This window comes from Stenotrophomonas sp. TWI273 (genome assembly GCF_039674765.1).
GTDB lineage: Bacteria > Pseudomonadota > Gammaproteobacteria > Xanthomonadales > Xanthomonadaceae > Stenotrophomonas.
Genome location: NZ_JBDJOA010000015.1, coordinates 14,447 through 26,338, shown reverse-complemented (window position 1 = coordinate 26,338; position 11,892 = coordinate 14,447). Strand labels below are relative to the sequence as shown.

The 11,892-nt window shown below is 66.5% G+C and carries 13 protein-coding genes; 4 read left to right on the top strand and 9 right to left on the bottom strand.

What is annotated here, in order from left to right:
• Positions 1–7 precede the first annotated feature (7 nt).
• From ABE571_RS15725 to ABE571_RS15715, 3 genes are read right to left on the bottom strand one after another with little or no spacing between them, the layout of a single operon-like run.
• On the bottom strand, positions 8–319 hold the full coding sequence (locus ABE571_RS15725) for a hypothetical protein (RefSeq protein ID WP_123729002.1): 312 nt from the start codon (positions 317–319) through the stop codon (positions 8–10).
• A 55-nt stretch (positions 320–374) separates the two neighbouring features.
• Complete coding sequence (locus ABE571_RS15720) at positions 375–926, bottom strand: TetR/AcrR family transcriptional regulator (RefSeq protein ID WP_346483346.1); 552 nt, start codon at positions 924–926, stop codon at positions 375–377.
• A gap of 3 nt (positions 927–929) precedes the next feature.
• The gene (locus ABE571_RS15715) at positions 930–2,435 is read right to left on the bottom strand and encodes an MFS transporter (RefSeq protein WP_346494064.1); all 1,506 of its coding nucleotides are present in this window, start codon (positions 2,433–2,435) and stop codon (positions 930–932) included.
• A gap of 211 nt (positions 2,436–2,646) precedes the next feature.
• Here ABE571_RS15715 and ABE571_RS15710 point away from each other — a divergent pair, with 211 nt between their 5' ends.
• Entirely contained in the window at positions 2,647–2,916 is a 270-nt protein-coding gene (locus ABE571_RS15710) for a hypothetical protein (protein ID WP_346465569.1), read from the top strand.
• Between the two features lie 4 nt (positions 2,917–2,920).
• Here ABE571_RS15710 and ABE571_RS15705 read toward each other — a convergent pair whose 3' ends face one another.
• Both ABE571_RS15705 and ABE571_RS15700 read right to left on the bottom strand, forming a co-directional pair.
• Entirely contained in the window at positions 2,921–3,229 is a 309-nt protein-coding gene (locus tag ABE571_RS15705; RefSeq protein ID WP_346483344.1) for a hypothetical protein, read from the bottom strand.
• A gap of 154 nt (positions 3,230–3,383) precedes the next feature.
• On the bottom strand, positions 3,384–3,560 hold the full coding sequence (locus tag ABE571_RS15700) for a hypothetical protein (RefSeq protein ID WP_183073778.1): 177 nt from the start codon (positions 3,558–3,560) through the stop codon (positions 3,384–3,386).
• A 270-nt stretch (positions 3,561–3,830) separates the two neighbouring features.
• Here ABE571_RS15700 and ABE571_RS15695 point away from each other — a divergent pair, with 270 nt between their 5' ends.
• From ABE571_RS15695 to ABE571_RS15685, 3 genes are all read left to right on the top strand, one after another.
• Positions 3,831–4,241, top strand: coding sequence for a g-type lysozyme inhibitor (locus tag ABE571_RS15695; protein ID WP_346483343.1), 411 nt, complete (start codon positions 3,831–3,833; stop codon positions 4,239–4,241).
• 55 nt (positions 4,242–4,296) lie between these two features.
• Complete coding sequence (locus ABE571_RS15690) at positions 4,297–4,965, top strand: hypothetical protein (RefSeq protein WP_313211519.1); 669 nt, start codon at positions 4,297–4,299, stop codon at positions 4,963–4,965.
• Positions 4,966–5,062: 97 nt separating this feature from the next.
• Positions 5,063–5,935, top strand: a complete 873-nt coding sequence (locus tag ABE571_RS15685) for an endonuclease/exonuclease/phosphatase family protein (RefSeq protein ID WP_313211517.1) — start codon at positions 5,063–5,065, stop codon at positions 5,933–5,935.
• Positions 5,936–6,016: 81 nt separating this feature from the next.
• On the opposite strand, the gene ABE571_RS15680 is transcribed toward ABE571_RS15685, so the two are convergent.
• The 4 genes from ABE571_RS15680 to ABE571_RS15665 all read right to left on the bottom strand — a co-directional run bounded on the left by ABE571_RS15680 (position 6,017) and on the right by ABE571_RS15665 (position 11,807).
• Complete coding sequence (locus tag ABE571_RS15680; protein ID WP_313211516.1) at positions 6,017–6,289, bottom strand: hypothetical protein; 273 nt, start codon at positions 6,287–6,289, stop codon at positions 6,017–6,019.
• A 160-nt stretch (positions 6,290–6,449) separates the two neighbouring features.
• Positions 6,450–7,880 (bottom strand): efflux transporter outer membrane subunit, encoded by a 1,431-nt coding sequence (locus ABE571_RS15675; RefSeq protein WP_346483340.1) that lies wholly within the window; start codon positions 7,878–7,880, stop codon positions 6,450–6,452.
• Positions 7,874–8,611 (bottom strand): SDR family oxidoreductase, encoded by a 738-nt coding sequence (locus tag ABE571_RS15670; protein WP_313211514.1) that lies wholly within the window; start codon positions 8,609–8,611, stop codon positions 7,874–7,876. The genes ABE571_RS15675 and ABE571_RS15670 overlap by 7 nt, the downstream gene beginning before the upstream one ends.
• Before the next feature lie 25 nt (positions 8,612–8,636).
• Positions 8,637–11,807 carry a multidrug efflux RND transporter permease subunit gene (locus tag ABE571_RS15665; protein ID WP_313211513.1) on the bottom strand — a complete coding sequence of 1,057 codons (3,171 nt, stop codon included), beginning with the start codon at positions 11,805–11,807 and terminating at the stop codon, positions 8,637–8,639.
• Positions 11,808–11,892: the final 85 nt, after the last annotated feature.

Sequence of the window (11,892 nt, the reverse complement as noted above, 5' to 3'; positions counted from 1 at the left end):
CAGCCCCTCACGGCAACGTGAACTTCCGCGCCATCCGCAGCGGCCACACCGAAGTGAACTGCGCACCGCCCACCAGCCGGTACGCCGCGGACACGCTGTGCAGCACGCCCATCGCCTCCAGCACATCCTTGGTCTTCCGGAAGGTCGGGCGCGGATCCGCGGTGAACATGAAAAGGTTGATCTCTTTCGCGCTGACGTCGTAACCGTCCAGCGTCGCGGCCTTGCCGAGCGCGGTGGTCAGCTCGGCCTCCAGCGTGGCCAGGAAGGCCTCATCATCCAGCGACTTGCGCCAGAACTTGATCACAAGTTGGTAATCCATCAGGCGGACCCGTTGTTCAAGAAGTGAACCGCCAAGGGTACCCGCATGGCAGGCATCACGCTGTCTTGGAGGCGGCCGCGATCATCTGTGCCAGCCGGTCAGCGATGGCCTGCCGCACCTCCGGCGCCAGCCGCGAGCGCGACAGCGCTTCGAACACCCACATGCCGTCGGCGGCGAGCTTGGCGATGAACAGGTCCAGCGCAGCCGGGTCGCTCAGGTCCTGCGGCGTGGGCGGCGACCAGCGCTCGACCACTTCGGTCCACGGCTGCATGTTCTCGTCGGTGGCGGCCGCATCGAACATCAGCTGCAGTTCGGCCCGGGTGGCCGTCTGTGCGCAGGTGAGCGCGTAGGCCTGGTAGCGCTCGGGGGGCCCTGCCGCGTCGGCAGGTTTGCCCGCGGCCTCGATCATGCTCGCCTCCCACACGCCGGCCAGGTGCTGGTGGATGCCCTGCAGCAGCGCATCGCGCGAGGGGAAGTGATACAGCAGCCCGCCCCGGGCGATGCCGGATTCGCTGGCGACCGCTTCAAAGGTCAGTGCGGTGATGCCGTCGCGTTCGATCACGCGGACGGCGGCATCCAGGATGTTGGTTCGGTTGCTCGGGCGCATGGGTCAGTGGGCGTGGGAGACGGTGGTGGCCGTGCCGGGGCCATGGCGGCGCAGCAGCACGCCGGTGGTGACGGTGCCGACCAGCAGCACCGCGGCAATCACATACAGTACCCAAACGTAGCTGGCGTCGTAGGCGGTGCTGGCCGCTGCCAGCCACCCGGCGGCGCCGCCCGGTTGTGCGGCCAGTGCAAGCGCCTGCTGGATGCTCTGGCCCGCACCGGCGTCCACACCGTCCGGCAGCGTCACGGTGGCCGAATACAGCGCGGCGATCAGGCTGCCCAGCAGAGAGACCGCGAACAGGCTGCCGAACTCATAGGACACTTCCTCCACCGAGGAGGCCATGCCAGCGCGATGCGGGGGCACGTTGCCGATGATCGCGGTGGAGGCGACGGAGATGGTGGCGCCCATGCCCAGCCCGGTCAGCAGCAATCCGGCGAGGGTCCAGCCGAGGTGGCCGCCGAAGGTGGCCGCGACCAGCACCACACCGGCGGTGCCCACGCCCAGCCCGCCGGTGATCAGCGGCAACAGCCCGACGCGGTGCAGGAACATGCCGCCGAAAATGGCGCTGGGCAGGCACCCGATCGCCACCACAGACACCAGCAGGCCCGCCTGCAACGGGGTGTAGTCGGCCACCAGCTGGAAACGCTGGGTGGTCAGCAGCTGCAGGCCGGCGATGGCGAACATCGCGAACGCGGCCGAGAGCACGCCGGCCAGGAACGGAGCGTTACGGAAGATGGCCACGTCGAGCATCGGGTACGGCAGCCGGCGCTGGCGGCGCAGGAACAGCACCAGCCCCACCACGAAGACCAGCGCCGCACCGGCTGCCAGCCCCCCGTTCGGCGGCGCATGCGCAACCTCCTTGATCGCCACCACCAGCCCGGACAAGGCGACCAGGCTGAGCAACGAGGAGATCAGGTCCCACGGCTTGCTTGCATCGGGCGTGCCATGGGGCGCGAACAGCACTGCCCCGACCATGGCCAGCAGCACGATCGGCACATTGATGAGGAACACCGCGCCCCACCAGAAGTGCGCCAGCAGCACGCCACCGACGATCGGGCCGAGGGCCGCGCCGACGATGGAAATGCAGCCCCATACGGCGATGGCCAGATTGCGCTCGCGTTCGTCCTCGAAGGTCAGGCTGATCAGCGCCAGCGTGGCCGGCATCATCGCCGCCGCGCCCACGGCCAACAGCGCGCGGGCGGCGATCAGCAGATTGGCGTCCGGCGCGAACGCGGCCAGCAGCGAGGCGATCCCAAAAATCACTAAGCCGATCAGGAACATGCGCCGGTGCCCCAGCCGGTCGCCGAGGGTACCGGCACCCAGCAGCAGGCCAGCCATCACCAGGGGATAGGCGTTGATGATCCACAGGCCCTGCAGCGGGGTCGCGCCCAGTTCCTTGGTCAGCGTGGGCAAGGCGGTGTAGAGCACCGAGTTGTCGAGGGTGATCAGCAACAGGCCGGCGGCAACGGTGAGCAGCAGGCTCCAGCGCTGGGTCTTGGTCGGGGTCATGGTGCGCAAGGGGGGGCGACGGGATCGTAACTATACAGGACGTCCTGTTATGTTTTACCAACCTGGCGCCCACGCGTTCAGCCTACGGCGGCGCACCGTGTGCGCACTGCGCGCTGGCCGCTGCGCTGCCCCAACTGCGTTTACCTCATTGCAGGGGGCTCACCCGGGCAGGCAGGCGCCTGTCCGATATGGACTGTGTTGGGGGAACGCTATGGACGGACAGAAAGAGGCTTTTCGGCTGGCGCAGGCCGAATTGGCGCAGTGCTGGGCAGGCGGGGTGTCGGCCGCCGAGCGCTGGGCGGTGTATGACGCGATCCATGATCGGCTGGTCGCACAGTGGCCCAACGAGGCCCATCGCATCGTCGGCATGATGGTGCTGTGGGTGACCGAGATCCGCGGCACCTGCCCTGCTCCGTACCGCACGGCAGATGCGGGCCTGGGTGACAGCGTGCTGCTGCGCACGTGCCGTATCGACTCGTGAGGAGCTACGGCGCCATCGGCTGGAACGGATCGGTGTGGCCGGCCACTTCCATGTTGATGGCATTGATCAGGGCCGACACGGCGGTCGCCAGGCGACGGCTGTCCGCGATGGAGCCGAAGAACAGAATCGAAGTGCCGTCCAGTTCGACCCCGGCCAGGCCGAGTTCGCCCTTGAGCGCGGCCACCCGTTCGTCGAACAGCTTCAACCAGTGGGCATCGGGAACAACATCGAGCATGGCGACAATGGCCTCGTCCGCGCCGTGATCGACAATGGTCTGCAATGTCGGGACGTCAAAACCCAGCAGGCGCGGCACGCTGCTATCTGGTACGGGGATGCTCATGCGGGCATGGTAGCCGGTCAGCCGGGCGAGCGCTGGAAGACGTTCAGTAACACGCGATGCTCTCTCGCTGGCGGCAACACAAACGGCCCGGCCAACCCGACCGGGCCACGGTGCGTGCGGACCCGTTTTATTCTTCCTGGTCGCTCTGCTGGCCCGAGCGCTGGCCCTGCTGATCCTGGTCCTGCTGTTGCTGCTGCTTCTGGGCATCGCGATCGCGCTGATCCTGCTGCTCCTGCTGGCCCTGCTGCGGGGCATTGCGCTGCGGATCATTCTGACCCTGCTGCGGGTTCGGGGTGTTGGCCATTGCCGTATCTCCGGTGTTCGGCATCGAAGTGGTGCCGGTGAATCCACGCTAGGCCTGCCGGCGTTACCCATGTGTGCGTGGAAGAGGCTGGTGCATGCACGCGCCGGGCACCTGCGTAAACAATTCAGAACGCACTGGAAACCGAGACCGGTAGAGCACGCTGCGTTCATCGCAGTGCGGCGAGGGTCACAGCGCATCGACAATCCCTTGATGGGGTCACGCCCATGCTCGGGACGAAACGCCCTTGCCGGGCCCCACCAAGGACATGCCATGACGCCGCTCCGCTCACTGCTGTTGACCACCCTGCTCGCCCTGACGCCGATGCTGGCCGCGGCAGCGGACAAGGTCACCACCACCCCCGTGCACTTCACCAAGGGCGCCAGCAGTGCCACCATGCGTGGCACGTTGTCCGGCTATGACACCGTCCGCTACACGATTGCCGCGCGCGCCGGCCAGACCATGGCGGTGACGATCGACGGCAGCCCGAATGCCAACTTCAATGTGTTCGCGCCCGGCGTGACGCCCGGCCAGGGGGAGGCACTGGGCAGCAACGACGAAAAGCGGCGCTGGAGCGGCACGTTGCCGACCACCGGCACCTATGTCGTGCAGGTCTACCAGATGCGTGCCCAGGCGCGTCGCAATGAAAAGGCACCGCACAGCCTGACAGTCGCGATCCGCTGAGCCCTGTCCCGGGTATCCTCGGCGGTGCTGGCTTCCCCCTCGCAAGGATCCCGGGATGGACTTCCTCAAACTGCTGCGGTCGCTGGAAGAGTTCCTCTACGAGCTGTGCACCTGGTTCCTGTTTTTCCCACGCACGCTGTACCGCGTGATCGTGTATCCGCGGCGGATGGCCCAGTACGTGGATACCGAGCTGAAGGAAAAGCTGGAGCGCCAGTTCGACGATGCGATCAGCCCGCCCATGTTCCTGATGCTGGCGGTGCTGGTCGCGCACGGGGTGGAGCTGATGCTGCACCAGCAGGTGGTCGGCACCGGGGCGCTGTCGCGCTCGATCTTCGGCAATGAAGAGAGCCTGCTGCTGTACCGCTCGATCACGTTCGCGATCTGGCCCCTGGTGACTACCACGCACCTGTTGCGTCGCAAGCACGTGCCGATGACCCGCGAGTCGCTGCGCCGTCCGTTTTTCATGCAGTGCTACCTGACCGCACCGTTCGCGGTGGCGCTGTCCACCAGCATGGTGTTCGTGCGGCTGCCGGGCCAGCTGTCGACCACGCTGGGCGTCGCGGTCGGCGTGCTCGCCGCGCTCTGGTATGCGGTGGTGCAGGCCGGGTGGCTGAAGATCGCGCTGCAGCGCTCCTGGTTGAACACGATCCTGTCCACGGTGTGGGTGCTGGTGTTGGGGGCAGCGATCAATATGACGATCGGCGTGATCCTGCTGTCGAGCTGAGGGGGCACTGCCGATCAACCGCCATGTCCTGCATATCCTTTTCCTGCCCTTCCATGCGACCCTTTGGGAACGTTTCCATGGAATGGAGGGATTCCACATGCTGTCTCGTTTCCATCGGCCCGCGCTGCTGGCCCTGATGATGTTCGCCGCCCCGCTGGCCAGCGCCTGGGCGCAGGCACCCGATGCGTTGAAGGTGATGTCGTTCAACGTACGCACGCCGGCCGATACCGACCCGGGCAAGCGCTGGGAGGACCGCCGCGATGCGATGGTCACGCTGATCCGTGAGCAGAAGCCCGAGGTGATCGGCACCCAGGAGCTGGTGCAGAAACAGGGCGAGTACCTGGTCGCGCACCTGCCCGGCTACACCCTGTTCGGCAGGGACCGCCGCGGCGGCAACGGCGACGAACACATGGGCGTGCTGTACGACAGTGCGCGGCTGAAGGTGCTCGAATCGGGTGACTTCTGGCTCTCCGACACACCGGACGTGCCGGGCAGCATCACCTGGGGCAACCTGTTCCCGCGCATGGTGACCTGGGCACTGTTCCAGCGTCAGGCCGATGGGCAGCGCTTCTATCTGTTCAACACCCACCTGCCCTACCGTGACGAAGATGAGCCGCGCCGCGTCCTCGGCGCAAAGCTGATCGTCTCGCGGCTGGCCACACTGCCCAAGGACATCCCGGTGGTGGTCACCGGCGATTTCAACAGTGAGCCCGGCAGTGACACCTACAAGGCATTTACCGCTGCGTTGGGCGATGCTCGAAAACTCGCCGGCAAGGTCGATGGCCCGCGCCTGACCTTCCATGATTTCACCGGCAAGCCGACGGTGGAACTGGACTGGATCCTGGTGCGCGGTTTCAGCGTGGACAGCTTCAGCACGCTGGACCAGAAACCCGGTGGCGTGCTGCCCTCGGATCATTATCCGGTGCAGGCGGAACTGCGGTTCCCCGTGCGAGCACCGGCGGGCAAGTAAGCAGACGCACGATGGACGGTCAGCGCACCGTCCATCGGCTTCAGGTTGGCCGTACGGCGGCCTGCGTTTTCACAACGTCGATCATGGCTGCCGCTCATCCATCTTCTGCAGCAGTCGATACAGCGCTTGGTGCTGCTCACGTGCCTGGCAGATCCGCGCGCCGATGGCGATGAACACACCGGTGGCGATCAGGCCGATCTCGAACAGGCCTTCGGTCAGGCAACAGAATCCCGTGACCACCGCAAGGATCGCCACCACCAACAGCGCGATCACGCCACGGGAAAGTCCCGCACCGGAGGCAGGTCCCGGGTCGTGCAGATGCAGGCGGACAGGACGCCACGGATTGGGTTGCATGCGGGCCACTCCAGAAAACGACCCACGCTTTTAGCACCGTGCACAGACACCGTGCAGAGGCAAAGCCGTCAATCGCGACGCACTGCGCAGCGGATGTGACGGCTGTTGCCTTTCTTGCTGTCGGGACGGCGCCCTCGCCGCCCCGTGCCCAACGGTGGGGTCAGCGTTGCGTGACCGCCACCGGGGTGTTGGCCGCATCCTGCTGCTGGCCCCAACCCCCCAGGGCCTTGTACACACCGACCACGCTGACGTTGACCGTGGATTCGGCCTCGGCCAGTGCATCGTCCGCGGCCAGCTGGGTGCGTTGCGCATCGAGCAGGGTCAGGAAGTCTTCCGACCCCTCGCGGAAGCGGATCTGCGCCAGTTCCTCGGCGCGCCCCGCCGCCTGGGCCTGCTCGGCGACGATCGCCAGGCGAGCCTGCTGCTTGGCGTACCGCGTCAACGCGTTCTCGGTGTCTTCCAGCGCCAGCAGCACGGCCTTTTCGTACTCGGCGGCAGCACCATCGGCCTGTGCCTTGCTGGCGCGCAGACGGGCTTTGACCGTACCGAAATCGAAGGCGGCCCAGCTGATCGACGGCGTCACCGACCATGCCTTGTTGCTGCCGTTGACCAGGCCACTGGCATCACCAGACAGGAACCCGACAAACCCGCTCAGGCTGATCCGCGGGAACAGGTCTGCCGTGGCCACGCCAACGCGTGCGGTCGCCGCGGCCAGCCGACGCTCGGCCACGCGCACATCGGCGCGCTGACGCAGCAGGTCGGTGGTGTCACCCAGCGGCAACGCCTTGGCGTACGGCCGCATCTCGCGCGGCTGCAGCAGGCTGTCCAGTGCGTCCGGGCGCTGGCCCAGCAGCACCGCCAGACGATGACGTGACTGCACCTCGGCCACTTCCAGCAGCGGGATGTCGGCCTCGATCGCCTTCAGGCGCGCACGGCTGCTCTGCACGTCCAGCTCGCTGCCGGCGCCCAGTTCCCACCGGGTTTCGGTGAGCTTCTGGGTGTCGCGCAGATTGACCAGGGTGCGCTTGGCCACCGCGATGCGCTTCTGGGTACCGCGCAGTTCGAAGTAGTTGCGGGCCACTTCGGCGGCGACGGTCACCTGTGCATCGGCGAGGTTGTCCTGCTCGGCGCCCAGGTCGGCGCGCGCCGCTTCGGCGGCACGGCGCTGGCGGCCGAACAGATCCAGCTCCCAGCCGGCATCGAAGCCGAGCTGGTAGCTTTCGCTGAAGACACGCTCGCCACCGACGGTGGCATCCGGCTGCTTGCGACGGTCGTAACTGCCACCACTGGTGACGTGCGGCAACTGGTCCAGGCGCTGCTCGACGAACACCGCGCGGGCCTCACGCACGCGCGACATCGCGATGCGCAGGTCCAGGTTGGTGCCCAGTGCTTCATGCACCAGCTGCTCCAGCACCGGGTCATCGAACTGGGCCCACCAGCTCGCCACCGGCGAGGTGGTGGTGAACACCGGCGCGGCGGCGCCCTGCAGGCTCACCGGCTCGGCCGGCGGCGCCTGGTAGTTGGGGCCGACGCTGACGCAGCCGGCCAGCAGCGCGCTGGTCACGGCCACGGTCAACAGACGGATCACCATGGCAGCACCTCGCCGAGGTAGGTGAAGCTGCCGTTCGGGCCGTCGGCATCGATCAGTGCCATGCCGACGCTGGAACGCGCACCTTCGCTGATTTCGATCTCACCTTCGCCACCGTTCATGTCGGTTTTGACGTAGCCCGGATGCACGGTGTTGACCTTGGTGGTGCTCTCGCGCAGCTCATAGGCCAGCTGCACGGTCCACGCATTCACCGCGCTCTTGGAGGCGTTGTACGCCGGGACCGCGAAGCCATAGATCGGCGAGCCCGGCTGGCTGTGCAGGGTCAGTGAGCCCAGGATGCTGGACACGTTGACGATGCGGCCGGCCGGCGAGGCATTGAGCAGCGGCAGGAACGCCTGGGTGACGGCGATCACCGCGAACACGTTGGTGTCGAAAGTATCGCGCCAGGTCTGCAGGGTCTGCGCCGAGGGGGCCAGTTTGATGTCGTCGAGCAGGATGCCGGCGTTGTTGACCAGGATGTCCAGGCGGCCGTGACGCTCGGTCACGGCCTGCACGGCGGCGGCGATGCTGGCGGCATCACCGACGTCCAGCTGGATCGCTTCCACCGGTAGGCCCTCGGCCTGCAGCTTCAGTGCCTCGGCCACGGCGACGTCGCGCTTGCGCCCGGCCAGCAGCGTATGCACGCCGGCCTGGGCCAGCTGACGGACGGTTTCCAGGCCGATGCCGCGGGTGGCACCGGTGACCAGGGCGATCTTTTGGGTAGCGGTATTCATAGGAAAAACCTCGCGGGGGAAGGAATCAGTGGTGGATGGTCGGTTCGCCGTGGGTCACCAGCTGCCCGCCACCATTACGGCTGACGAACTTGCGCAGGGCCACGTAGAACACCGGGGTCAGGAACAGGCCGAACAGGGTGACGCCCAGCATGCCGGCGAACACCGTGATACCGGTCACCGAGCGGACTTCCGCACCGGCGCCATGCGAGATCACCAGCGGGATGGTGCCGGCGATGAACGCGATGGAGGTCATCACGATCGGGCGCAGACGCAGGCGGCATGCTTCCAGTGCAGCCTCCACGATGCCCTTGCCGCCCATTTCAAGTTCGCGGGCAAACTCGACGATCAGGATGGCGTTCTTGCATGCCAGGCCCATCAGCACCACCAGGCCGACCTGCACGAACACGTTGTTGTCACCGCCCGTCATCCATACGCCGAACAACGCAGACAGCAGGGTCATGGGGACAATCAGGATCACCGCCAGCGGCAGCGACCAGCTTTCATACAGCGCGGCCAGCACCAGGAACGCCAGCAGGATCGCCACCGGGAACACGATGAACGCGGCCTTGCCCTGGGTGGCCTGCTGGTAGCTCAGGTCGGTCCACTCGGTCTGCATGCCCACCGGCAGCACCTGCCCGGCAATCTCGGTCAGCTTGGCCATGGCCTCGGCCGAGGACAGCATGCGCGGGTCGGCTTCGCCGGCCAGATCGGCCGCCGGGTAGCCGTTGAAGCGCAGCACCGGGTCCGGACCGTAGGTTTCCTTCACGGTGACCATCGAGCCGATCGGCACCATCTCGCCACGGTTGTTGCGGGTGCGCAGGCGACCGATGTCTTCCACGCTGTCACGGAACTGGCCGTCGGCCTGGGCAATCACCTGCCAGGTACGCCCGAACTGGTTGAAGTCGTTCACGTACGACGAGCCCAGGTAGGTCTGCAGGGTGTCGAACAACTCGGTCAGTTCCACGCCCTGGGCCTTGGCCTTGACGCGGTCCACTTCGGCATCCAGCTGCGGCACGTTGGCCTGGTAGCTGGTGATCGGGAACGCCATGCCCGGGGTCTGGGCGACGGCGCCCTGCATCGTGCTCACCGCGGTCTGCAGTGCGCCGTAACCGAGGTTGCCACGGTCCTGGATGAACATCTGGTAGCCGTTGCCGTTACCCAGGCCGAGGATCGGCGGCGGCATCATGGAGAACGCGAAGCCCTCCTGCAGCCCGGCGATCTTGGCGTTGATCTCGGCATTGATCTGCGCGGCGGTGCGGCCCTTGCGCTCACTGAACGGCTTGAGCGGAACGAAGGCCACACCGGTGTTGGGCGTGTTGGTGAACTGCAGCGCGTTCAGACCCGGGAACTGGATCGTGTGCGCCACGCCATCGGTGTTGCGCGCGATCTCGGCGACCTTGGCCAGCATGGCGTCGGTACGTGCGATCGAGGAGCCTTCCGGCAGCTTCACACCGGCGATCAGGTACAGCTTGTCCTGGGTCGGGATGAAGCCGGCCGGCACCGCCTTGAACATCAGGCCGGTGGCCAGCAGCAGGCCGGCATAGACCACGAACACCAGGCCGCGGCGGCCCAGCAGGCGGCCGACCGAACCGTGGTATTTCTCCGAACTGGTCTTGAAGAAGCGGTTGAACGGACGGAAGATCCAGCCGAACAGACGATCGATCAGACGGGTCAGGCCATCCTTGGGTGCACCGTGCGGCTTGAGCAGACGTGCGGCCAGGGCCGGCGACAGGGTCAGCGAGTTGATCGCCGAGATCACGGTCGAGATCGCGATGGTGACGGCGAACTGCTTGTAGAACGCACCGGTCACGCCCGACAGGAACGCCATCGGCACGAACACGGCACACAGCACCAGCGCGATCGCCACGATCGGCCCGGAGACTTCACGCATCGCCTGGTGTGCCGCGGCCAGCGGGGTCAGGCCTTCTTCAATGTTGCGCTCGACGTTCTCCACCACCACGATCGCGTCATCGACCACGATGCCGATCGCCAGCACCAGCCCGAACAGGGTCAAGGTATTGATCGAGAAGCCCAGCACGTACAGCGCCGCGAACGTACCCACGATGGACACCGGCACGGCGATCAACGGAATGATCGAGGCGCGCCAGGTCTGCAGGAACAGGATCACCACCAGCACCACCAGCGCGATGGCTTCCAGCAGCGTGGAGACCACGGCCTTGACCGAGTCACGCACGAAGATGGTGGTGTCGTACACCGCTTCGTACTTCACGCCGGCCGGGAACTGCTTGGTCAGCTCATCCATGGTGTGGATGACCGAGTCACGGATCTCCAGCGCATTCGCACCCGGGGCCTGGAAGATACCGATACCGACCGCGTTCTTGCCGTCCAGCTGCGAGCGCAGCGTGTAGTCACCGGCACCCAGTTCCAGGCGGGCGACATCGGACAGGCGGACCACTTCACCGTCGTCACCGGCCTTGAGCACGATGTCGCGGAATTCCTGCTCGCTGCGCAGGCGACCCTGGGCGTTGATGAGGGTCAGGAAGTCGCTGCTCGGCATCGGCTCGGCGCCGAGCTGGCCGGCCGAGACCTGCACGTTCTGCTCGCGCATCGCACGCACCACGTCGCTGGCGGTCAGGCCGCGCGCGGCGATCTTGTCCGGGTCCAGCCACGCACGCATGGCGTAGTCACCGCCGCCGAACATCTGCGCATCACCGACGCCCTGCAGGCGTGCCAAGGCATCCTTGACGTGCAGGCGGGCGTAGTTGCGCAGGTACAGCGAGTCGTACTTGCCGTCCGGCGAGGTCAGGTGGACCACCATCAGGAAGGTCGGCGACTGCTTCTGGGTGGAGACACCCTGGCGGCGCACGTCCTCGGGCAGGCGCGCCTGCGCCTGGGCGACGCGGTTCTGCACCTTGACCGCGGCTTCGTCCGGATCGGTACCCGGGCGGAAGGTCACCGTCATCTGCAGCACGCCGTCCGAGCCGGCGACGGACTTGATGTACATCATGTCCTCGACGCCGTTGATCGCTTCTTCCAGTGGCGTGGCCACCGTTTCAGCGATCACTTTGGGGTTGGCGCCCGGGTACACCGTGCGCACCACCACCGAGGGCGGCACCACTTCGGGGTACTCGCTGATCGGCAGCATCGGGATCGCGATCAGGCCAGCGGCGAAGATCACGATCGACAGCACCGCCGCGAAGATCGGCCTGTCAATGAAAAAACGGGAAAAGTCCATGGGTGGATTCCTGGGGTTTCACCAGCGCCGGCGTGCACGACCCCGGCCGCTGTCGCAGGCGACAGCGGTGGCGGGTTCCCCTGCA